This window comes from Terasakiella sp. 4MB5A (genome assembly GCF_050058155.1).
Classification (GTDB): Bacteria; Pseudomonadota; Alphaproteobacteria; order Rhodospirillales; family Terasakiellaceae; genus Terasakiella; species Terasakiella halodenitrificans.
Window position 1 is genome coordinate 829200 of record NZ_CP188815.1, and the last position, 21803, is coordinate 851002.

Annotated in this window: 22 protein-coding genes; 10 read left to right on the forward strand and 12 right to left on the reverse strand. The window is 45.4% G+C overall.

Going from position 1 to position 21803, the window contains the following annotated elements:
- Positions 1 to 11 precede the first annotated feature (11 nt).
- Positions 12 to 1685 carry a tyrosine-type recombinase/integrase gene (locus ACI0FF_RS04045; protein ID WP_419798851.1) on the forward strand — a complete coding sequence of 558 codons (1674 nt, stop codon included), beginning with the start codon at positions 12 to 14 and terminating at the stop codon, positions 1683 to 1685.
- A gap of 25 nt (positions 1686 to 1710) precedes the next feature.
- On the opposite strand, the gene ACI0FF_RS04050 is transcribed toward ACI0FF_RS04045, so the two are convergent.
- The 8 genes from ACI0FF_RS04050 to ACI0FF_RS04085 all read right to left on the reverse strand — a co-directional run bounded on the left by ACI0FF_RS04050 (position 1711) and on the right by ACI0FF_RS04085 (position 8051).
- The gene (locus tag ACI0FF_RS04050) at positions 1711 to 2910 is read right to left on the reverse strand and encodes a hypothetical protein (RefSeq protein WP_419798852.1); all 1200 of its coding nucleotides are present in this window, start codon (positions 2908 to 2910) and stop codon (positions 1711 to 1713) included.
- Positions 2911 to 2912: 2 nt separating this feature from the next.
- On the reverse strand, positions 2913 to 3443 hold the full coding sequence (locus ACI0FF_RS04055) for an ImmA/IrrE family metallo-endopeptidase (protein ID WP_419798853.1): 531 nt from the start codon (positions 3441 to 3443) through the stop codon (positions 2913 to 2915).
- Positions 3444 to 3632: 189 nt separating this feature from the next.
- Positions 3633 to 4232, reverse strand: a complete 600-nt coding sequence (locus tag ACI0FF_RS04060) for a tyrosine-type recombinase/integrase (protein WP_419798854.1) — start codon at positions 4230 to 4232, stop codon at positions 3633 to 3635.
- Between the two features lie 109 nt (positions 4233 to 4341).
- Positions 4342 to 4812 (reverse strand): hypothetical protein, encoded by a 471-nt coding sequence (locus ACI0FF_RS04065; protein WP_419798855.1) that lies wholly within the window; start codon positions 4810 to 4812, stop codon positions 4342 to 4344.
- Positions 4813 to 5719: 907 nt separating this feature from the next.
- On the reverse strand, positions 5720 to 6019 hold the full coding sequence (locus ACI0FF_RS04070; protein WP_419798856.1) for a hypothetical protein: 300 nt from the start codon (positions 6017 to 6019) through the stop codon (positions 5720 to 5722).
- The gene (locus tag ACI0FF_RS04075) at positions 6016 to 6303 is read right to left on the reverse strand and encodes a hypothetical protein (RefSeq protein ID WP_419798857.1); all 288 of its coding nucleotides are present in this window, start codon (positions 6301 to 6303) and stop codon (positions 6016 to 6018) included. The genes ACI0FF_RS04070 and ACI0FF_RS04075 overlap by 4 nt, the downstream gene beginning before the upstream one ends.
- A gap of 81 nt (positions 6304 to 6384) precedes the next feature.
- A complete protein-coding gene (locus ACI0FF_RS04080; protein WP_419798858.1) occupies positions 6385 to 7077 on the reverse strand; it encodes a hypothetical protein in 693 nt (230 codons plus the stop codon).
- On the reverse strand, positions 7077 to 8051 hold the full coding sequence (locus ACI0FF_RS04085; RefSeq protein WP_419798859.1) for a DNA adenine methylase: 975 nt from the start codon (positions 8049 to 8051) through the stop codon (positions 7077 to 7079). Before ACI0FF_RS04085 ends, ACI0FF_RS04080 begins: the two co-directional genes overlap by 1 nt.
- A gap of 118 nt (positions 8052 to 8169) precedes the next feature.
- Between ACI0FF_RS04085 and ACI0FF_RS04090 the strand changes: the two genes are divergently transcribed.
- The 3 genes from ACI0FF_RS04090 to ACI0FF_RS04100 all read left to right on the forward strand — a co-directional run bounded on the left by ACI0FF_RS04090 (position 8170) and on the right by ACI0FF_RS04100 (position 11133).
- Positions 8170 to 8948 (forward strand): IS5 family transposase gene (locus ACI0FF_RS04090; protein WP_419796873.1). Its coding sequence is split into 2 segments (ribosomal slippage): positions 8170 to 8491 and positions 8491 to 8948, totalling 780 coding nucleotides; the frame shifts between segments, so codons are not numbered across the junction.
- A gap of 219 nt (positions 8949 to 9167) precedes the next feature.
- Positions 9168 to 9722, forward strand: a complete 555-nt coding sequence (locus tag ACI0FF_RS04095) for a carbapenem self-resistance protein CarG family protein (protein ID WP_419798860.1) — start codon at positions 9168 to 9170, stop codon at positions 9720 to 9722.
- Between the two features lie 64 nt (positions 9723 to 9786).
- Positions 9787 to 11133, forward strand: a complete 1347-nt coding sequence (locus tag ACI0FF_RS04100; RefSeq protein ID WP_419798861.1) for a hypothetical protein — start codon at positions 9787 to 9789, stop codon at positions 11131 to 11133.
- 40 nt (positions 11134 to 11173) lie between these two features.
- Here ACI0FF_RS04100 and ACI0FF_RS04105 read toward each other — a convergent pair whose 3' ends face one another.
- Both ACI0FF_RS04105 and ACI0FF_RS04110 read right to left on the reverse strand, forming a co-directional pair.
- A complete protein-coding gene (locus ACI0FF_RS04105) occupies positions 11174 to 11554 on the reverse strand; it encodes a hypothetical protein (protein WP_419798862.1) in 381 nt (126 codons plus the stop codon).
- The gene (locus ACI0FF_RS04110) at positions 11551 to 11982 is read right to left on the reverse strand and encodes a hypothetical protein (RefSeq protein WP_419798863.1); all 432 of its coding nucleotides are present in this window, start codon (positions 11980 to 11982) and stop codon (positions 11551 to 11553) included. The genes ACI0FF_RS04105 and ACI0FF_RS04110 overlap by 4 nt, the downstream gene beginning before the upstream one ends.
- A gap of 127 nt (positions 11983 to 12109) precedes the next feature.
- On the opposite strand from ACI0FF_RS04110, the gene ACI0FF_RS04115 reads away from it, so the two are divergent.
- Positions 12110 to 13309: a hypothetical protein gene (locus tag ACI0FF_RS04115; RefSeq protein WP_419798864.1), complete on the forward strand. Its 1200-nt coding sequence runs from the start codon at positions 12110 to 12112 to the stop codon at positions 13307 to 13309.
- Positions 13310 to 13346: 37 nt separating this feature from the next.
- A protein-coding gene (locus tag ACI0FF_RS04120; protein WP_419796873.1) for an IS5 family transposase occupies positions 13347 to 14125 on the forward strand; the annotation gives its coding sequence in 2 pieces (ribosomal slippage) (positions 13347 to 13668 and positions 13668 to 14125; 780 coding nt in all).
- 635 nt (positions 14126 to 14760) lie between these two features.
- Here ACI0FF_RS04120 and ACI0FF_RS04125 read toward each other — a convergent pair.
- Positions 14761 to 16215 carry a TrkH family potassium uptake protein gene (locus tag ACI0FF_RS04125; RefSeq protein WP_419798865.1) on the reverse strand — a complete coding sequence of 485 codons (1455 nt, stop codon included), beginning with the start codon at positions 16213 to 16215 and terminating at the stop codon, positions 14761 to 14763.
- A 105-nt stretch (positions 16216 to 16320) separates the two neighbouring features.
- Entirely contained in the window at positions 16321 to 16782 is a 462-nt protein-coding gene (locus tag ACI0FF_RS04130) for a hypothetical protein (protein WP_419798866.1), read from the reverse strand.
- A gap of 157 nt (positions 16783 to 16939) precedes the next feature.
- Between ACI0FF_RS04130 and ACI0FF_RS04135 the strand changes: the two genes are divergently transcribed.
- The 4 genes from ACI0FF_RS04135 to cbiE all read left to right on the forward strand — a co-directional run bounded on the left by ACI0FF_RS04135 (position 16940) and on the right by cbiE (position 21799).
- Positions 16940 to 17941: a YeiH family protein gene (locus tag ACI0FF_RS04135; protein ID WP_419798867.1), complete on the forward strand. Its 1002-nt coding sequence runs from the start codon at positions 16940 to 16942 to the stop codon at positions 17939 to 17941.
- Positions 17942 to 18080: 139 nt separating this feature from the next.
- Positions 18081 to 19055 (forward strand): sirohydrochlorin chelatase, encoded by a 975-nt coding sequence (locus ACI0FF_RS04140; RefSeq protein ID WP_419798868.1) that lies wholly within the window; start codon positions 18081 to 18083, stop codon positions 19053 to 19055.
- Positions 19056 to 19067: 12 nt separating this feature from the next.
- Positions 19068 to 20612 (forward strand): precorrin-8X methylmutase, encoded by a 1545-nt coding sequence (locus tag ACI0FF_RS04145; protein ID WP_426857614.1) that lies wholly within the window; start codon positions 19068 to 19070, stop codon positions 20610 to 20612.
- The gene (gene cbiE / locus ACI0FF_RS04150) at positions 20609 to 21799 is read left to right on the forward strand and encodes a precorrin-6y C5,15-methyltransferase (decarboxylating) subunit CbiE (protein WP_419798869.1); all 1191 of its coding nucleotides are present in this window, start codon (positions 20609 to 20611) and stop codon (positions 21797 to 21799) included. Before ACI0FF_RS04145 ends, cbiE begins: the two co-directional genes overlap by 4 nt.
- Positions 21800 to 21803 lie beyond the last annotated feature (4 nt).

Here is a 21803-nt window from a genome sequence, read left to right on the forward strand (position 1 = left end):
GGGGGAAGAAAGTGCCCGATTATCTGACAAAACGAGACGGTAAATGGTCGTTCAAAATGCGGCTACCGAAAGACGTGTCTGATTTCGTGAAAGCAAACCCGGACTTTCCCAAACCAAAATACTGGCAAAAAAATATCAAGCAGAAGGCCCTTGGGACATCTGACGAAGAACTTGCAAAAAAGAAACGTAATATCGAATTGGTCGTCTTTCAGCAGGAAGTAGATACATTCCGCAAGGATATCCGGGGTTACGTCAAACTACCGGCCACTGAGGATGATATATTGCAGTTATCCCTTGGCGAATTCCAACGTTTACAGGATCGCGACTCTAAACTGCAACCGGGTTCACCCGAAGAGGCCAAAGCCCTCATCAATTACACATACTTGTTTGGCTATCATTGGGGAGCTACCAATGAAGGATACTATCCCAATCGAGCCAAAGAATTATTGGGCGAAAACGGTCTGACAGCAACCGACGAACAGATCGACAGTTTTGCAAATTTGATCCGCCGTGCATTTATGCAGCAATATCAGGCATTGAAAGAAAAAACGACCAAACCTGCACCACCCCCATTTGTTGATGATATCTTCGCAGAAAAATTACCAACAGGTAAAGGCTTCAAATTCGGTGCTCTATTGGAAGAATATGTCAGTAGCAAACAAGGAGATTGGCGAACATCCAGCAACACCCAATACAGTCGCAGTGTTGAAAATCTACGCCAGATCATCGGTAACGATACTGACATTCGAAAGGTTGAACCACCGGATGTCATCCAATGGCAAGACCTGATCCTCTCCATTCCGAAGAACCGGAGCAAGCTTAAAGAGCTTAAGGGTATGAGCATTCATGAGCAGATTAAATACGGTAAACAAAATAACATGACACTTCGTGCGGCAAAGACCGTAAATTTCGATCTGGATGTTCTAGGTGCTGTTTTCCGCCTCGCATGCGACTATTGGCATATTGAACGTGATCCGACACGAGTCATCAAACGTGTTTCTGATGAAGTGTTAGCTGAAAATAAACGCGACCCATTTGCGATGGATCAACTCAGAAAATTGTTTATTGCACCACTCTATACCGGTTGCCAGAATGATCGCAACGGCTGGGCCAAGCCGGGGAATAATGTTATCCGTCGAGCACGATTTTGGGCACCGCTGATAGCACTGTTTTCCGGCCTTCGGTTGAATGAAATTTGTCAGTTATGGTCTGATGATATCATCGAAATAGACGGAAAGTTTTACATCCGCGTCTGCGAGAATTACAAACGCCGACAGAAACTCAAAACACCCTCAGCGGCTCGCATGGCTCCTATCCATAGTGAATTAATCAAAATTGGCATCGTTGACCTGATGGACCATAATAATCCACACCATATCTTTAATGAACTGACGTATTGCGAGAAAAAGAAGAACTACAGTGATACATTCAGCAGTTGGTTCCGCCGCTTCATCGATCGCTCAGACGCCGCCGCACCACGCACCAGCTTCCATTCATTCCGACATAACTTCAAGAAAGCCGTTGATACTGAAAGCGTGAAAGATATCTTTCTGTTTAAAATCATGGGCTGGGCACCTGAAAACAAATCCATGAAACACCAATACGGTAAAATTGAACCACATGAACTGGTGCCCTATGTGGAAGCGATCTCGTATGATCTGGATTTATCTAGTCTCTATGTTTAATGAACAGATATTACTATAATAAATTTTAACCCTCGCTTGCATCTTTAGAATCAACTACCAGCGGAACCGTAATATCCTGTGCAACATCAACAACATCATCATTCCCATTAGATGGTGGTGCCTTTGAAATATCTTCTTTCATTGACTGCCAACGAATATCCAATCGATCCTTTTCCGCAACCCACCGTTCTGTCAGACGATCCAACGTCGCAATATAATTCGGAGGAATTTGATTGAACCGATTGCCATTATGTTCGTAAATAAATGGGTAAAAGAACTGGGAACTATTGTCCGTAATAAATTGTTCACAATAATCCAAGATATCGTCTTTGTTTGGATAATCTGTTTGCGACAACTTAATGAATGCTTTTGTCAGTTCATCATCTTCATGCAAAAAATCAATCCAAAATAAAGGATACGGTTTTCCGCCTAGCACGCCTTTGAACGTTTTTAATCCGTCAAAAGCCATTTTCAATATATTTCGAGACACGCCAAAATCATCATAGAACTCACGTCTTAGCGTAACACCGGATAGCATTAATGCTGTTTCTAATGAAAGGACAAATTTACGCGGCGTCGCTTGGGTAGATACCCTGAAACCGGTATCAATTGCGGGGCCGACATAATCTTTTACCAGACCTTCCCGATTATCTTCATCATCGTTGTGATACCATTTCTCAAGCAACTCAAAGTGAAAAACCTTGGGGTCTTCGTCACGATATCTTTCAACCTGCTTGGAAATTTCCTTGCAAAAAATGACCTCTGCATTGTCGATTGGGAAACCCGCAATCCATGCCGCACCTTTTATATCTAAATCTTGGTTCCGCTCTTTGAGTTCTGTGCGATACGCCTTAAGAGCCTTTAACCATGCCGTCAACACATAACCAACATCATCTGGTTCATTAAGGCTGATAGAATAAATTAATTCGTCACCATTACTTTTCCACAGTGATGGTGAGCAATTAAGCTTTTTGTTCAATACCCTAGCATAGCTAATACAACAATCATCCCAAGCAATTTTGAAATGTTCTTCAACACTACGGTAGAAGTTTGCAATCTCTGAAAACCATGATGCCCCAAGGTCACCAAAATTCTTGTCGGATGGTGATTTGAGCGGATATTTGCTTTTTTGTTTAAATGATGTCGATCCAACAAGATCAACTCCAAAAAACAAACGCAAGCGAGGTTTCAGGAATTCCGGCCATTCAACCGTATCATCGCTCATGCTTATGTAAGTCCTAACACATCTGCACGGACCTTTGCGGCCTTCTCTGAAACACAAAGCTCGGCAGCAACCGATGCTAGGCTCCCATTCAAACGATTATATCGTTCACGGAAGTCATCTTCCGGCATCAGAAATGCCGCAGCGAACCAATTGGCTTCCCATTCTTCGCGGGTATTTCCATATCGAGTTGCATACATATTCTCTAGTTCGTCACCTTGCGAACGAGCATAGATATAGTGGAGAATATAATGGCCTATTTCGTGAGCTATGGTAAATCTATCACGTAATCCACTCGTGATAGATGATACATAAATATCAAAGTTGCCCGGTGCATGCACTGCGATTGATCCAGATTCATCATCAGACAAATCCCAAAAATCTTTGACCTTCAAGTGTCCCCCAAGTTTTTGCAAAACAGGTTCCAAGTCACCACCCGGAGAAAATTCCAGTTGGTTTGCGACACTTTCCGCTAATGAATACACAGCATCTTTGGACAACCGTGACGGTGTTGCCTTTGTGTAATCATATTCCATTTGATGCTCCCAAGAATCAGAACAGACCGCGTCAAGCAGTCTGAGTGCCAAAGATATAGCACGCATTCTCAATTTTGAAAAGTGACAGCAGTCACATTTCCTTGAATTAATGCACTCACTACTTGTCGTCATATTGGCTTATTACTGATGAATATGGTTAGTATTCCCTAACTATCAATACTCGCAATCTTATACGACGGACTTCACGATCCGTTCCAAGATCATCGGATTGCTATCAGCATATTCAGCGGATTGGTTCACAGTCGCGTGGCCCATGAGGGTAGACAAATTCTTCAAACCGACACCACTGTTGATTAGCCGGGTCGCAAACGTGCGGCGACCGCTATGGCTACTGGTCGTATCAGGCAGACCGGATTTGATGAACAAATTCTTCACCAATTGCTGCATGGTATTCCCACTGAACCCTGACCCTTTCTGAGATCGGAACAAGAACGCATTTGGATTCAGGTCCGGGCCTTCGGTGGCACGGCGGTAATCGATGTAATTCTGGATGGCACGACGCACATGCAGGTTGCTCAAAAACACTTCCCGGTTTCGCTTGGTCTTGCTGTTGGCAATCTTGATCTGGAATTGTTGACGAATTTCACCATCGGCATTCATGACATCACAAATCCGCAAAGAACTGACTTCATTAACCCGTAGGCCCAGACCAAACAAACACATCAAAATAGCGGTATTACGAGCCGCGTGTGCTTCTACGGCAGTAATCTTCATCAGTCGTTCAAACTCCGCATCCGTCAAAACTTTCGCTTTACCTTCCCGGCTCATTAACACCTCCTATAATGTTTACATTTCCAAGCACCAGTAGGTAATTCAAGATTGTGATCCGGGGTAAAAATGAAGAGCACCCCAAAACCCGCATAAATACTCACAATGTTTAGCTTTGGACATTAGTAAACTTTTTCCACCGGGTGCGTTCAAATGCGTCATCTAATGCCACCAGCACATCTTCATCCTGATCGTCTAATGCTTCAACAACGCGGTTCAAAGTTGCCTGCACATCATTTAACGTCGCACCGCATCGGATGCTCTCATACCCACGAATTTGAACCTTCTGAGATGAATATCTCAAAACCAAATAATATTCCCCATCATGTAACCAATACCACTTCCTGACGGGCACCGCGACTGTGGTAGGTTTGCCATGGAGATAACGACGACGTTGGATCGTGAATGTTGCCCCCTTGAGTTCCTGTGCGACAACTTCCAACTGTTGCTCAAGGGCTGCCCGGAATACTTTGATAGGGTCATTTCTCCGCACCTCGGCCAGTGGTTTTTTCTTATTGCTAAAGTTCATTTCAATCATGGTGACCATCCCCTGTAACTGCATTAAATGCAGCAGTTCCATCACCAAAAGTCAAATTCAGGCCATTGCGTCATCACGCTAAAAGCCGTGCCGATTTCAATTAAGTGAGTCCAATCAAGGGCTTCCAACTGCAAAGGTAACACTGTGTTACCTTGCCCAAAGCATGGTTGCTACTCCGCGATTATTGCGATTTCGGCATAGAATCCAAAACAAGAACATTGTTAGGAATAAATTAATTGACGATTCAGTATGCCCTGATTTAGAAGGCAAATATGGTGGCTGGGACATGCAACTGATGGCCTGTGCTAAATAAAACCATACGACATACAAAGAGGCTCTTGTCACACCTAAATTGGCGATACCGGGACACATGACCGGCGGCGTAAGCTCCAAGCCTCGGAGCGACTGGCAGATCGACTAAATTAGCGGTTCCCACCAGCATAAAAAAAGGGGCCACGGCGGTGTTGCCGCTGTGTAGAACTCAGGCATTTTATTAAATTTTCTCTTAGGTTCAAAAAAGATGCTGGCACTGTGAAAAAGATTACAACCAGCACGTTCACATTGGCTTCCAACCAAGGTCAGTCTGAACGACCGTCAGGTGCTTCGGCACGGATGTTCGATGTATTGTGGTAGTGTAAGCGGCTGACCGCCTACCCGTTGTTATTTCTAGCAACAAGTCGATTGGTTGGGGTGTTATGACGGCTCATTGCAGGTCATACCTTCATCTCCCCTTGTCTCGTGATTATTTTTTTCACGGGACAGGGGGGATGAAGGTATATCTGGTCTATTGCAGGTGAAACTTTAATCCCTTTAACATTTGCTCCTTCGGACCAAATGACAAAAGAAAATCAACGAAAACCCCACCAGCGAATGCGGTGGGGTTGAGTGGATTTCCGACCAACGCAAACAGCGTTGGCTCGGTTAATAATATATGTCCTCTTAGCGGACATCATCGTGATTTCACGAAGTCAATCTTCACATCCAGAAGATTCACCAATTGGATCACTTCAACGGCATGATTCGTCCAAATTTCGATATTCACATAATCTTTCCACATCGCCAGCATATCACGACAGAACCGGTCGAGATCACTGGTATGTAGTAAAGTTGATACTGATACGTCGGTCATTTCAGGAAGGAATTCTACCAGTTGATCCATTTGGGCTGCATTCAAATCAACGCCAACGCAGACAGCGTAATCATCAAGGGTCGGTTTTTCCGTAGAAACGTAATCGTTAATCGATATCATGATGATATCCCCATCACATGAAATTCGATTTGTTTGATGTAATATCCAAGCCATCTCTTTATGCCATCATTTTGACTATTTACGAGCAAACCCGTCATGTATTTCGTTAGTGACATCCAGACATCATCAGACGGTTCCGATGATGTCCGTTTTAATGTTGAAAAATAACTCCGAGATCGGTTCACCCGGCGAGCAAGATCGGCCCAATCTTTTACCAGTCCATTAGCGACTAAAAAGCGATGAATGGCTTCATGCAGTGGAATATTTGATGTTTCGATGATCATTTTCATCTCCGTCATAAATTGAAATTATGACGGTATTTATCTTTGCAGATCGTCTTTGAAGACCGACGAAAAAAGGCATTCTTACAATTTGTAAGAATTACTTGTTTTGACAATCAATTTGTTCATACCAGCCTCTCCCATAGGAACCTCGGACATAACAACAAGCTCCCCATCATCAGAAATTTCACCAACCAAAATAATTTTACCCGGTTTAAGTTTTGAATTCTTTGGAAGCTTTTTTTTGAATAGCGGTGTTGCGGAAATTTGTTTCCATGAAGTTACCACGTCATTTTGGCTTGTTGGTTTGACAGATGCTTTTTCAGTGATTTTGGACACGGCATGCACACCACCATTGTTTTCCAAGTAGTCTGCGATGTCATCAACCGGGATTTCTTGATCAATGCAATGCATTAATGCCTGTGACCATCGTGTAATGTAGACCGCCATTTTTCCGATTTCTTCGCGAGTTTCATCATCCATCACCTCATAAGCTGCTGCGTATGTGCCGAAGATGAGTTTCAAGGAATACATAATCAAACCACGGTATGTTTCATCACGAGGTTTTATACCAACGGCACGGAGTGCTTCAACATAACTTTCACGGTTCAAGCAGGCTTCGTGATGAAAAACACAAACGGATTGCAACATCTCATACAGATTACGATTGCCTCGAGTAAATTCATTGTAAACACCAGACCATCGGTTTCGAGCATCATCATACAGACGGTTCATTTTTTCACTGGAAATATCAGAAATTTTATCTGGCAATGGCATTATAGTCTTTCCCAACCAAGCTCGGTTATAATGTTGTGACCGATATCGTAATTCAAAACAACGAGTTCACTACGATGCTTCTCTCCGCCTTGGTCACGGTGTGCGATGTATCGAACTTTACGTTGGTAGGTGTTCAATCCCGCGAACATGGTTCTTGTTGCTGGAGTATCATCAATTGAGACCATAATGCTGGCTTTGATTGATTTGCAAAGTTGAGCAAGTTCTTCGTATTTGTCGAATACATCGTTATAAAAATACGTTTTATGTTTTTCTGACCAAAATTCACTATCGGATTTTATCATCGTGTATGGTGGGTCAAGATACACCCAAGTATTTTCATTATTTACTGTAAACAATGTTTCTATGAAATCCGCATGTTTAATATCAATTGATTGCAATAATTGTGAAAATGCAGGCAGTTCCAATGTTGTTGCCAAACTGAACATATTCCTCTTTTGGGCATTGCCATAACTTGCTTGCTGGAAGCCACCATAAGCGTTGCGGTTGATCACATAAAATGCGGCAGCCCGTTCCATTCCGGTGGCATTAGTCAGCATTTGTTTGATAACCCGAAATTGCAATAAACTGATATTACTGGGAAAACTTAACACCAAGCGAGTCAATGTATCCGGGTCGGCTTTGAGGCATTGATAAAAGTTGATCAAATCTTCATTGGTATCAGCAATAAGAATTTTGAAATCATCCGGGTTTCCAACCAAATGGCGACGGACATAAAATGCCATAGCCGCAGAACCCGCGAATGGCTCACAGAAAGTTGCAAATCTTTTAGGTCTGAGTCGAAATAAATCTTGGGTCGCTTTTGATTTACTCCCAACCCATCGCAATGGGCTGTTTCGTCTACGCCGGACAAATTCCGGGATTTGGTAATCCGACAAGACCACGGACTTAAATTCACAACGAATAATATCCCATGATAACTCGTAATCGGTGGTCTTTTGAATTTGAACGTCCACAGTTTTTCTTTTTGAGCTATAACCAACATATCTTTGTTAGTGCTAGGTCCTGTTGACAAAGTGGGTTCACAAATTGCTTAGAATGTGATTCAAGACTTCTTTTTATGAGGAGAAGTCTATGCGGAATTTGATGAGCGACGATGAATGGTTATTCTTCGAGCCATTCCTTCATGCCCAAGGGCCAAAATCTGGCCGTCCTCCCTCAAATCACCGCCTCACTCTTGATGGTATTTTTTGGATTGCCCGGACAGGAGCACCTTGGCGTGACCTCCCCAATTACTTCGGTAAATGGTCCTCTGTTTATCGTCAATTCCGCCGCTGGACATTGCTCGGCGTTTGGGATGTTCTACTGGATGCCTTGAACGATGCCAAAGCCGTTCCAGATACAGTGCAAATGATAGATAGCACAATCATCAGAGCCCATCATCAGGCTGCTGGGGCAAAAGGGGGACTCAAAAAGAGGGTCTCGGCCGTTCAAAAGGTGGCTTTACGTCCAAAATACACCTTCGAACAAATGCCGAAGGCTTGCCAATAGCTCTGGAAATCAGCGAAGGCCAAACATCAGATTACAAAGGGTATGCTCCATTGATGGAATGGGGTGGTCCAGATGCCAAGGTTCTATTGGCAGACAAAGGCTACGATGCAAACTCCATTCGGGACGATATGGAGAAACGCGGTGGATACGCCATGATCCCAATGCGGAAAAACCGAAAGGAAATCACTCCCGTTGATGATTTCGTATATGGCTTGAGAAATCAGGTTGAACGCTGCTTCAACAAACTCAAAAATGCTCGCCGGGTTGCAACTCGGTATGACAAGACGATGCTCAGTTTCCTTGGCTTCGTGCAGGTCACATCAATTCGGGTATGGGTAAAATACTTTGTCAACAGGACCTAAAGAATTTCATGGATTTTGGAAAGTAAATTATATGCTCATCATGCATGTTCGCATTTTGTTCTTGACTTATTTCATGTGGTAGGATAGGAATTATTCCAGTCAACAGGAGAAGTGTGACCAGACGGTCCCCACCTGTTTTTTCATTTTAAGTTGCCATCCCACACAAAAACGCTTTAGCCTTTTCATAGATGATGAAAAGCAACTTTAAAGGTTAAGTGGATGTCTCGTGTTTTTCAGTTTGTATTCATAGCCACGGCATTGATCTGTTCCACTGCGGCATATGCCAGAATGGAAGCTGTGCCCCTCAAATATGGTAGCAACCCCATTGATCTGGATGGTGATGGCAAGACCGAGCAAGTGATCAAGACATGGCGAGAAAACTTCAATGCCCATGGGTATTATGGTTACCTATTTCTGGAAGAACGTGAATCGTATAAAGGCCAGATCACATCGACCATAACTGTTTTGGCACCCGATAAAGGATTGCACAGGGACATGGCACGATCAAACGAAGGTGTCGATTGCACAGTCACTGACTTCACCTTAATCCGCACGGATAATGATCCTGCACTGGTATTATTGAGAAGCTCCCGCCCTATTACGGACGGATACAGTGGCAATTATCCAGTCACATTCGAATTCTATAAGTTGACCCGAAACGAAGAAGGTCTTCCGGGCGATCCATACCGTTATTGGAAATGGTATAAATCCATCACATCCAAACAAAAATATTGTGATGTTCATAAAGCGATGAACGCTGAAATCCTTCAATAGTCATTGCATCATTCAAGCAACCAAGGCTCCGATTGTTCGGAGCCTTTTTTTATGGAGAATTCTCATGAGTGCAACAAACGCATATGCTGGCAAAAGTAATAGTGTCATCTACGAATATTCAGATGGAAGCAAAGAAGAATGGTCAGGAGGCACACGGGCTTGGCGAAACAATAATCCGGGCAACATACGCTCTAGTGGCTATGCGGATAGGCAGGGTGCTATTGGTAGTGCCGGTGGTTTTGCGGTCTTCCCAGATTACGATACTGGCTATGACGCTCTAACGACATTGTTGGGAAGCAGCAACTATCGCAACAAAACACTGGGACAGGCTATCTCTCGATACGCACCATCATCTGAAAATAACACTGACTCGTATATCAAGCATGTGGAAGATGCGACAGGTTATGACCGTGATACACCAATGCAGGACATTATTGATAACGGTGATTTGTCTTCTGTAGCTGATGCAATTGAAGATCACGAAGGATATTCAGAAGGCAATGTCACTGATATGGAAGATGACAGTGAAGAAGATGGCGACACGGAATCACAAAGCAGCGATGAAGATGAAATCTCGGAAGCAGAAAAAACATCGGACGCCGCGAATGAGGTAAATACTGCGACTGCTGACACGTCTCATGATTTTATGTTCAAGAAACCCGAAGATTTGACCGAGGGTGAAGTCAAAGACCTGATGGTCAAACGCAATAATTTCCAGAATGACAAACCTATGTTTGATGAACTGGTCAAAAAAGAACGCAAGTGGTTTTCAACCCGTTATGGTGATGAACCTATCGAATATGATGAAACCGGTAAGATGATCCAACCGGTTACAATCAACCCGGCACCGAAGGAACCGAAACCATTGACGGTTCCCGGTGGTCAAACCATGGCAAATGCCATCAAGGCGGTTGCTGCTCAGTTGGATAAATCATCTGACAATAAAGTTGATACTATTCGTGGTCTGCAAACAGCTATTAATCGGACTAAGGAGCAGACGGAGGTGCCGTTGAAGGTTGATGGTATGTTTGGTCCCAAATCGGCAATGGGTCTGAAAAAAGCGATTGCTGCCCTTGGCCCAACAAAAATGACCGAAGCCAATGCACTGGGGCAATTTCAATATAAAACGGACAAAGCCAAGAAATCTGGTGACACTAACAATTTGATTAAAGATGTCACTGCAACCTTCGATCCTTTATTGCCATCAAGGAAGGATCAGAAAGAGAGCACCATAGGTCTGGCCCTGCAAACTGCCATTAATGAAACCAACAAGGACGATAATCAAATCCCGAAATTGAAAGAGGATGGTATCATCGGTCCTGTAACAGAAGATGTTTTTGGTATGACGGTAAAAAAGAAAGATGCCAAAGACCTGACCGATAACTTCGGCTATTTTCTTGGTTTTGTCTAACCTCGAAATTCAATGGGCTGTGTGGAAACATACAGCCCATTCATTCCGGTAGATGTATCCCGTTTGTTGATTTTCGTTCCATGGTCCCGGTTTTCGGATTTACAACTAGAATATGACCGTCATCAATTTCAACACATACGTCGTCCAGCATGGCACTGATACCATGATCCGACAGTTTTACCCAACCACAGTCTATGACAGCGTAAATGGCATCTCGCAGGCCCCTAGAAGCGATTACCACGATCCCCGCAGCATTTACGCGATGTGGCCCGTCATAGCGTTGCTGGACGTTGATATTGAGAAACTCGATCAAGTGGTCATTGATGCCCAAGCTGGGTTGTGTGAATTCGTCTGGCATGTATCTGGGCGGAAGTTCCCCGGTGATTAATACCGGGATGATGTAAAGCTGTTTGGTTATCATGCCGACAGGCTCCAATCCTTACCATGGTTGGTTGATGAAACTTCGGCGGTCTCTAAATCAATCGCGATGACATTGCCATCCAGCAGGATCTCCACATCCAACAGGATATCATCAAATTCTGTGCAATGAACGGAAACAATTGGATTGTTGCCAAGAAGGTCCAGTGCATCAGTCAAAGTCTGGCCGAAAATTGCGATCACACCACGACCATGGACAAACGCCGATTGCATGCCGTCACCAAGATTTTTATAACAATGTTCAAAATTCGCATTGCCTAGCACATGGCCTTCGATAGTCATCTTCATATTTTTAATGACTAAATCACCTGCCGTCGGCATTGTATTGCCGAGAATGCGTATCGGCACGGCGTATAAGAAATCGGCACATTTGTATGCGGTGTCTGAAATCGCAAAATCATATAATCGCATGGGACCCTCCATCAGTTGATGGCGGTATTTATTTGATACCGAAGTTCTTCCGGCCAAATACAATTACCCCGATTTACAAGGGGAGCAACTTTTCATAATTTAATATGAAAATCGATAGGAGTTCGAGATGAAAGATGAAACTTCCGACAACCTTTTTGCTCCATGGGATACAGAGTTCAATGCTTTTGTCGGTGATGGTGCCGCTGGTCATCCAAACTATGCCGAAGGTTTTCTAAAATCCGCATTGCACTTATTGGAAACAATTTCTGAAAAAAAATTAATGGGCGAACGCGATACCTTGGTGTTTCCCATATTAAACAATGCACGTCATGGGGTCGAACTCTACTTAAAACTATATTACGCTCAATTACAGGGAATGGGGGTTACTTCATGTCAAATAAAAGGTGGTCATAACATTTCGGACTACTTGAAAGTTATACTTGAAACAAAACCTTCTGATGGCGAGCTTAACGAACTATTGTCCAGCATTTCTGACATTATAACATTCATTGCAGAAACAGACCCAACGGGACAAGAATTTCGCTATGCGGTTAAGAATGATAACAACGCAAGTATGGATCAATGGCACGTCGTTAGCCTCAGAAGAATTTACCACGTCGTGTCCAAGTTATGTGAAACTATGCCCATGATCCGTTATCGTCTCATCGATCTGCATGACGAAGTCAAAACAGGTTCATTCACGTCTGCATTATCAAGAAAAGAACTGGCAAGACTTTCTGAGGAGCTTCCAGTTTATTCTACATGGAAAGACGGCACGTTAAAAGATGCTAGAGCGGATATTAAAGACCGATATCAACTTTCAAAAAACGAATTTGAAACCGCTATTAATTTAATCAAGGAACACAGAGAATTTGCAGCAAATATTGGTATTCAGCACACCGTTCCCGAAATCGTAGAATCTGAAATCATATTTTTTGCTCGCCAATATGCCGATGTCAAGATCGCAAAATCGCCAGAACTTCCTCTAATATTGAATGCCCAAATCATCGTGGAACATGAAGGTCTCAAAAAACAAAATGAAGCTGCAAAGGCCTCCTTCGAACTTATCAAAGAAAATGTGTCACTGAAAACTCTAATGGTTATTCAAACACTTTTTTATACCGCACAACTTGGTGAATATGGCGAACACTTTGAAGCCGCTTTAAGCAGCACTGAAAGTGAATACAGATGTGAAGAAGACCCGTATTGGAAGTTTCATCACATTTACAGCAAAACTAACGTCCTCGAATACTTGACCAAAGGGCTACAAGGATTGGGGCAAATATCACTAGGTCCTGTTGACAAAGTGGGTTCACAAATTGCTTAGAATGTGATTCAAGACTTCTTTTTATGAGGAGAAGTCTATGCGGAATTTGATGAGCGACGATGAATGGTTATTCTTCGAGCCATTCCTTCATGCCCAAGGGCCAAAATCTGGCCGTCCTCCCTCAAATCACCGCCTCACTCTTGATGGTATTTTTTGGATTGCCCGGACAGGAGCACCTTGGCGTGACCTCCCCAATTACTTCGGTAAATGGTCCTCTGTTTATCGTCAATTCCGCCGCTGGACATTGCTCGGCGTTTGGGATGTTCTACTGGATGCCTTGAACGATGCCAAAGCCGTTCCAGATACAGTGCAAATGATAGATAGCACAATCATCAGAGCCCATCATCAGGCTGCTGGGGCAAAAGGGGGACTCAAAAAGAGGGTCTCGGCCGTTCAAAAGGTGGCTTTACGTCCAAAATACACCTTCGAACAAATGCCGAAGGCTTGCCAATAGCTCTGGAAATCAGCGAAGGCCAAACATCAGATTACAAAGGGTATGCTCCATTGATGGAATGGGGTGGTCCAGATGCCAAGGTTCTATTGGCAGACAAAGGCTACGATGCAAACTCCATTCGGGACGATATGGAGAAACGCGGTGGATACGCCATGATCCCAATGCGGAAAAACCGAAAGGAAATCACTCCCGTTGATGATTTCGTATATGGCTTGAGAAATCAGGTTGAACGCTGCTTCAACAAACTCAAAAATGCTCGCCGGGTTGCAACTCGGTATGACAAGACGATGCTCAGTTTCCTTGGCTTCGTGCAGGTCACATCAATTCGGGTATGGGTAAAATACTTTGTCAACAGGACCTAATATCCCAAATTTCTGAAATAATTAAGGAAGCCCAAAAAGAGCGAAACAGAAACATTGGACAAACAGTTTCTGAGGCTGACTAACATTTTCAAAATTTCATTATCATGGACGTTCTGAAAACCATTGTGCATTCCATATCGGTTTTGTAGCACAATTTAGTAGCACAATCATGCTTTTACTCCCGCCAAAAACGGCATAAAATCAATAATAACAATGGGCTATTATCAAGTCCCTCTCTGTCCGCCATCTTTTTCAATGATTTTGAAATCATTGAAAATATTTACTTTTATATCCATAGATATAAAAAATCAGCACAATATCAGAAGAAGCCGTCTGATTATCTGTCAAAGCGAGACGCTAAATGGTCATTTTAAATGTGACTACTTAAGACGTGTTTGATTTCGTGCAAGCAAAACCAGACTTTCTTCCAACAGAAGGTCCTTTGCACGTCTGACAAGGAATTTAGCGTATCGAATGGGTTGTCTTTATCGTTGGCAATGATGCATCCGCAAGGTTGAGACACCCGCTATCATTAAACGATTTATGATGAAGTTGTAGCTGAGAATAAACGTGATCCATTTGTCATGGATCAACTCCATCAATCGTTTACAGCACCACTTTACATCGCTGCCTAATTAACCGCGCCAGAAAGTTGGCATAAACAAGACGAGGACGGTAAATAACTCAAGGCGTCCGAGCAGCATACCAAATGACATCAACCATTTAGCGGTATCTGGAAAGGTCTGGAAATTACCACTCGGTCCTGCAACTTCACCTAACGCCGGACCGACGTTGGCAAGCGCGGTGGCTGCACTGGTAATGGCCGTAACATAATCTAGACCCACCATGCCAAGTGCCATCGTTAAAAGGGCAAAGCAGACCCCGAAGATAAAGAAGAAACTGAGAACCGAGGTCATAACTTCGTCTGGGATCGGACGACGGTTATAATAAGGGATGAAAACACCGTGAGGTTCCAAAAGGCGCCTGATCTGGGTTTTTGCAGCGGCATAAAGAACCTGAAAACGAAAGATCTTGATCCCGCAAGTCGTGGAACCGGAACAGCCCCCGATAAACATGATAAAGAAAAAGATTGGCCAGGCAAAATGGCCCCAGACCTGATAGTCGGTTGTCGCATATCCCGTACCGGTGATAATGGAAACCACGTTGAAGGCACCGTATCTTAAGGAATGGATGGGGTCATAACCTTCTTGCAGCCATAAGAATCCGGTGGCGAGTGCGATTAATAAGAAGATAATCATCATGAACCACTGGACCTGTGAATCTTTAATCAGGGCCTGATAGTTGCCGCGCAAAGTTCGTAAATACAGCATAAAGGGCAGGGAGCCGACAATCATACCCAATGTAATAATACCGTCTATTGCCCCGCTGTCGAAATGTCCAACTGATCCGTCAGAAGTGGAAAAACCACCTGTGGCAATGGTCGTCATGGCATGGTTGACGGCTTCAAACGGGGTCATGCCGGCAAACCACAAGGCCACCGCCCAAATGACGGTTAGGCCGAGGTAAATGGCTGAAATGCTGGCAGAAATCTGTGCTGCCTTGGGCAAGGCTTTATCCGATGTTTCAAAGGCTTCGACCTTAAAGAGCTGCATTCCCCCGACGTGCAACATCGGCATGATCGCAACCGCCATCACAATGATCCCGATCCCGCCAAGCCATTGCAGTAAAGCCCGCCATAACAACAAACCCGGTGGTGCGTAATCCAGCCCGGAAATAACCGTCGATCCGGTTGTCGTGATGCCGGACATGGCCTCGAAAAATGCGTCAGTGTAGGACATGTCCAGTTCGGAAAATGCAAAAGGGAGAGCGGCAAAAACAGTCATCACGAGCCAACTGAACGTTGCCATGATGAAACCTTGGCGAATGGAGAAAAACATTTTTTCCCGACTGCGCCCTGCCAAGGACAAGGCCATACCGACAAACAGGGTCACACCGGAAGAGAGCATGAAAACCTGCCAATCCGGGTTGCCTTGCGCCATATCGACAAACATGGGGAGTAACATGCCCAAGGCCAATGTCATCAGCAAAAGGCCAATGATGAAATATATAGGTCGCAGGTCGAGTTTCATGTCAGCTTTATGTCAAGGATTGCCCGAAAGGGCGATTCTTGGCCGAAATGACACGGAAAGTCCATAAAAAACAAGCGCGCTTTATCAATAAGATCGTATGATCTTTTATTCAACGATCAGTTTGTAATCCGGTGTTGGGTTTAAAGGGCAGGAATAAAGGTATTCCCCTGGTTTTAATTCCACTTCATAATCTTGACTGACGCCTGTTGTCAGGCCGCCGCCGGATATGCTGGTTTTTGTCAATTTATGAAGCGGGTTTTTCCAGTTGTAATCCTTTTCACGCAGCCAAAAGCCGAGCGCGTAGGGCACATTTTCATTTTTAACGCGGAACGTATATGTACCGGGTTTCAGGGTTAGTACTTTTGCTGTTTTCAGGCGTTCTGTTTGGGTTTGACTGTTGTATGCTTCGCAATCCTTGGCGGATGATGATTTAATGCCGTGATCAATGCCGTTTTCAGCTTCAACAAACTGGCATGGGGTTTGGGTCAGGGTAATCACTTGGGCCGCATCAGCGTGTTGAGATGCAAATGCAGATAATATGGTTAAAACAGCCAAGGGGCGAAACATAGGGGGAACCTTTCATCAATTGAGTTTTTAAAATTTTGCCTGAAATGCCTACAGAAAACAAAACACGTCTGCGTGATCGGTTTTAAAAAGATTTTAAGAACGTAGGCTGCTATGGTGTGGTTCTTAATGAAGAGCCCCTCAATAAGGTACAAAGACGATGGAACGCATCGGGAATTTTTATCGCGACAGATTTTCCGGCTTATTGGTGGCCTTGACCATTGCAATCGCAGCGGTTTTTCTGTCCGATCATTATGGTGCGCCGACGATGTTGTTTGCCTTATTGTTGGGTATTGCATTTAATTTTTTGTCCGAACATGAAAGATGCGCCCAAGGGATCGATATGGCAGCCAAACAGGTTTTGCGTATCGGGGTTGCCTTGTTGGGATTGCGTATATCCTTTGCCGCCTTGCAGGATCTTGGCCTGATACCGGTTGTGTTGGTGATCGGTGGGGTGGTGAGTACGATTTTTTTAGGGATCGGCTTGATCCGTCTTTTAAATGGAAAAACGTCGTTTGGATGTTTAACCGGTGGGGCCGTCGCCATCTGCGGGGCATCAGCCGCAATGGCGTTGTCATCTGTTTTACCACAGGGAAAAGATGGGGAACGCGATACGATTTTTACTGTTGTGACCGTGACGGCTTTCAGCACAATGGCGATGGTGATCTATCCCATCATTGCTGCAGCCATTGGTTTGGACGAACAGCAGACTGGTGTGTTTTTGGGGGCAACCATTCATGATGTCGCACAGGTTGTTGGGGCGGGATATGGTGTATCCGATCATACGGGTGATGTGGCAACCGTTGTTAAGCTGTTGCGTGTTGCCATGCTGTTACCCGTTGTTTTGATTGTTATGATGGTGGTGCGTGCCCATTTAAAGGCAGATAAGACGAGTGAAGCCAAATTACCGTTTCCATGGTTTGTGCTGGGGTTTGTTGCCTTGGTCATTTTAAACAGCAGTGTGGACATCCCCGTTGTGATTTCAAACTCTCTGATTGATGTCTCGCGCTGGTGTATTGTGATGGCAGTGGCCGCCTTGGGGATGAAGACGTCTTTTGCCGCCTTGGTCAAGGTCGGCTGGGTGCCGCTGGTTTTGATGTTGGTGGAGACGCTTTATCTGGCAGGCTTGGCTTTAATTGTGATTGCATTCTGGATGGTATAATCGTTAAACAACCAAACAATATCCTTGCCTTGCTCGCCACAAAACGCTACATCAAGGCCTCGAAATAAGGCTTGATGCTGTAAGGCAAAGCTTCACTGTCTGATGCTGTAAGGCAAGACATAAAATATAGGAGACTCCCATGTCCGATAAACCCGCTATTATGATCTGCGGTCACGGCAGCCGCGACGAAGGCGCTGTTGAAGAATTCAATCTTTTGGCAAAAAATTTACGCGAACGCTTCCCTGATCGTGATGTGGAAAGTGGCTTCTTGGAATTTGCCAAACCGATCATCCGTACTGGGTTGGATAAACTGGTTGAACGCGGGGCAAAGCAAATCCTGTGCGTTCCCGGTATGTTGTTTGCCGCAGGCCACGTTAAAAATGATTTACCGAGCGAAGTAAACAATTTCGCTGCCGAACATGCTGATCTGGATGTACGTTTCGGACGTGAACTGGCGATTGATCGGCGTTTGCTGGAGGTCTGTAAACAACGTATTGAAGAAGTTGAAGCAAACTGTTCGGATGATGTGGCGCGCAAAGATACCTTGTTAATGGTGGTCGGTCGCGGCACCAATGATAGTGATGCCAATTCCAATGTTCATAAAGTTATGCGGATGCTGTGGGAAGGCATGGGCTTTGGCTGGGGTGAAGTGTGTTATTCCGGTGTGGCATTCCCGCGCGTCCCCGATGGTTTGGAACATGCGGCAAAGTTGGGTTACAAGCGCGTTGTCGTGATCCCTTACTTCCTGTTTACCGGCATTCTGGTCAATCGGATTTATGATCAAACGGATGAAGTCGCGGCCAATCACCCGGATATCGACTTTGTCAAAGTTGGTTATCTGAAAGATCACCCGCTGGTGATTGACACGTTTGTGGACCGTGTGGAAGAAATGCTCAGCGGTGAAAACAATATGAACTGCCAGCTGTGTAAATACCGCGAGCAAATCATTGGTTATGAAGGCGAAGTTGGCGCTGCGCAAGTTGGTCACCACCATCATGTCATGGGCATTGGTACCGATGGCGAACATGATCATCATCATGGTCATGATCACGGACATCATCACCATCACGGGCACCACCATCATCATTCCCATGATCATGGGGACGACAAGTAAGGGCCGCCCCTTATGACGCACTTGTTTGACTGTTATGTCATGGTGGACTGGTCGGCATCCTCAACCCCGAAAAAGGGTGCCGACAGTATCTGGTATTGTGTGGTGGAACGCCAAGGTGCCAAACTGGTTGAAACGGCGTTGCATAACCCGACAACTCGCGAAACCGCCATGCACGATTTGGCTGATCGTCTCAGTGATCTGAGCGCGCGGGGTTTGCGCGTATTGGTCGGATGCGATTTTGCCTTTGGATATCCAAAAGATTTTGCCCCCAGTATCGGCGCACAAAACTGGTCCGATGTATGGCAACGGCTGTCAGTAATGATTAAGGACGGAGCGGATAATTCCAATAACCGTTTCGCGGTTGCAGCGGAATTAAACCGTAAAATCAGCGGCACGACGGGGCCGTTCTGGGGCTGTCCGAAAGCCCAGCAAAATGAATTTTTGGAAAGCAAAAAGCCTTATATGAACCCGCTGACCAATGAAATGCGTTTGTGTGAACAACGGATTTCGGGGGTAAAACCCGTTTGGCAGCTTTTGGGGACAGGTTGTGTGGGATCCCAAACCCTGATGGGAATTGCCCGGCTGGAACAGTTGCGCCGTCATGCGTGGTTGCAAGACCATATCAAGGTCTGGCCCTTTGAAACCGGACTGAACGCAAATTCTTTGGGCGAGATTACCTTGGCAGAAATTTATCCCTCCCAGATTAAGGTACAGGCACAGGGCAATTTGCCAAAGGATGCTATTCAGGTGCGTACCCTTGCCCGCCATTATGCTGAATTGGATCAAGTTGGGGAAATGGCTCCGCTGTTTGCGGGCGATCCATCGTTGACTGATGATGAAAAAGACAGTGTCGTGCGCGAAGAGGGCTGGGTCTTGGGTGTTGGTAGAAGCGATAAGGACCAAGCTCTTGATTGGTTGAACAGTTATTTACGTGCGCCAAACGATATTTATCGCAAATCACAGGAAATGATTGAACATGATGTCGATGTTTCCGGTTTTGATGACGATATGCAAGACGTTGCCATTCGTATGATCCATGCCTGTGGTGATGTGGATGTCGGTGTGGATATTGCCTATAGTCCCGGGGGCGCGACCATAGGGCGGGCAGCCTTGGCAAAGGGGTGTCCGATTTTGGTGGATGTGGAAATGGTGTCACATGGCATTATCCGCAAACGCCTCGCCCAATATAACCCGGTTGTCTGCACCCTGAATGATGCGCGTACGCCCGCCAAGGCGGATGAATTGGGCACCACCCGTTCAGCGGCTGCCTTGGAATTTTGGGGCGATTGGCTGGACGGATCGGTCGTCGTGATCGGCAATGCCCCAACGGCCTTGTTCCATTTAATCCAAGGGATCCTTGATGGGCGTTTTGCCAAACCGGCCTTGATTGTCGCTTGTCCGGTCGGTTTTGTCGGGGCAATGGAATCAAAAGAAACGCTGATTGCCTTGGCGGGTGATCTGGGCGTGCCTTATATTACATTGCGCGGACGACGCGGTGGCAGTGCAATTGCGGCCTCTGCCTTAAATGCACTTGCCAAGAAAGGGATTACACAATGATCCATATTATTGGGATTGGTGAAGATGGTCTGGACGGACTAAACTCGACATCACGGGCCTTGATTGAAAGCGCGGATGTTTTGGTCGGGGGTGAACGTCATCTGGATATGTTGACGAGCTTGGCTGAAAAAATATCATGGGGCAGTGGATTGAACCATGGGATCGAGGCGATTAAAGACCGTTTGGACAAATCCGTTGTCGTTTTGGCAACCGGGGAACCGTTATGGTTTGGTATTGGCACAACCCTGCTGAAACATTTTGATAAGCGTGACATTACCATTCATCCGGCGAACGGTGCTTTTTCACTGGCGGCGGCGCGGATGGGATGGGCAATCCCGGATTGTGTCTGTATGACCATTCATGGTCGCGCCTTGGAAAGCTTGAATCGTTATGTGGCTGACGGGGTAAAAATCCTGATCCTCAGCCGCGATGGAAAATCCCCGATTGAGGTCGCCGATCTTTTAGCAAAATATGGCTATGGGGCCTCTCGCCTGAATGTGTTTGAACATATGGGCGGGGAGAAAGAAAATCATCTGCAAGGCAGCGCAACCGGTTGGACTGCAAAAGTTGCGGATCTGAATACCATCGCGGTTGAATGTATCGCAGAAGAAAAAGCCCGTCGTCTGCCTGCGACCAATGGTTTGGATGATGATCTGTATGAACATGACGGGCAATTGACCAAACGCGAAGTGCGTGCGGTGACATTATCCAGTCTTGCACCGCAACCCGGTGAACTGTTGTGGGATGTCGGGGCTGGATGCGGGTCCATTGCGATTGAATGGATGCGCGCACACCCCAAATGTCATGCAATTGCGATTGAACAAAATGATAAACGTCGATCCATGATAGCCCATAATGGGGCGGCCTTGGGTGTGCCAACCTTGGAAATTGTCGATGGTCGTGCCCCAGATGCATTGCACGGATTACCCCAACCGGATGCTATTTTTGTTGGGGGTGGTATCTCCATTCCCGGTTTGCTGGAAACCTGCTGGAATGTCTTACCAACTGGTGGGCGATTGGTTGCAAATGCAGTAACACTTGAGGCTGAGCGCGAAATGTTGCATTTTGCGCACAAGTTCGGCGCACGGTTGACCCGTATCGCTGTTTCGCGTGAAGAAAACGTTGGCACAATGACGGCGCTGAAACCGATGGCGCCTGTCTTGCAACTGTCGGCGTTAAAGGAATAGAACA

Excerpts from the sequence above, each read along its gene's own strand:
- ACI0FF_RS04100 (WP_419798861.1), top strand. The coding sequence starts at position 9,787 with ATGAGTGCAACAAACGCATATGCTGGCAAAAGTAATAGTGTCATCTAC.
- ACI0FF_RS04145 (WP_426857614.1), top strand. The coding sequence starts at position 19,068 with ATGACGCACTTGTTTGACTGTTATGTCATGGTGGACTGGTCGGCATCC.
- ACI0FF_RS04115 (WP_419798864.1), top strand. The coding sequence starts at position 12,110 with ATGAAAGATGAAACTTCCGACAACCTTTTTGCTCCATGGGATACAGAG.
- ACI0FF_RS04110 (WP_419798863.1), bottom strand. The coding sequence starts at position 11,982 with ATGCGATTATATGATTTTGCGATTTCAGACACCGCATACAAATGTGCC.
- ACI0FF_RS04140 (WP_419798868.1), top strand. The coding sequence starts at position 18,081 with ATGTCCGATAAACCCGCTATTATGATCTGCGGTCACGGCAGCCGCGAC.
- ACI0FF_RS04065 (WP_419798855.1), bottom strand. The coding sequence starts at position 4,812 with ATGGAACTGCTGCATTTAATGCAGTTACAGGGGATGGTCACCATGATT.
- ACI0FF_RS04080 (WP_419798858.1), bottom strand. The coding sequence starts at position 7,077 with ATGCCATTGCCAGATAAAATTTCTGATATTTCCAGTGAAAAAATGAAC.
- ACI0FF_RS04055 (WP_419798853.1), bottom strand. The coding sequence starts at position 3,443 with ATGGAATATGATTACACAAAGGCAACACCGTCACGGTTGTCCAAAGAT.
- ACI0FF_RS04070 (WP_419798856.1), bottom strand. The coding sequence starts at position 6,019 with ATGATATCGATTAACGATTACGTTTCTACGGAAAAACCGACCCTTGAT.
- cbiE (WP_419798869.1), top strand. The coding sequence starts at position 20,609 with ATGATCCATATTATTGGGATTGGTGAAGATGGTCTGGACGGACTAAAC.
- ACI0FF_RS04075 (WP_419798857.1), bottom strand. The coding sequence starts at position 6,303 with ATGATCATCGAAACATCAAATATTCCACTGCATGAAGCCATTCATCGC.
- ACI0FF_RS04130 (WP_419798866.1), bottom strand. The coding sequence starts at position 16,782 with ATGTTTCGCCCCTTGGCTGTTTTAACCATATTATCTGCATTTGCATCT.
- ACI0FF_RS04105 (WP_419798862.1), bottom strand. The coding sequence starts at position 11,554 with ATGATAACCAAACAGCTTTACATCATCCCGGTATTAATCACCGGGGAA.
- ACI0FF_RS04135 (WP_419798867.1), top strand. The coding sequence starts at position 16,940 with ATGGAACGCATCGGGAATTTTTATCGCGACAGATTTTCCGGCTTATTG.
- ACI0FF_RS04095 (WP_419798860.1), top strand. The coding sequence starts at position 9,168 with ATGTCTCGTGTTTTTCAGTTTGTATTCATAGCCACGGCATTGATCTGT.
- ACI0FF_RS04050 (WP_419798852.1), bottom strand. The coding sequence starts at position 2,910 with ATGAGCGATGATACGGTTGAATGGCCGGAATTCCTGAAACCTCGCTTG.
- ACI0FF_RS04125 (WP_419798865.1), bottom strand. The coding sequence starts at position 16,215 with ATGAAACTCGACCTGCGACCTATATATTTCATCATTGGCCTTTTGCTG.
- ACI0FF_RS04060 (WP_419798854.1), bottom strand. The coding sequence starts at position 4,232 with ATGAGCCGGGAAGGTAAAGCGAAAGTTTTGACGGATGCGGAGTTTGAA.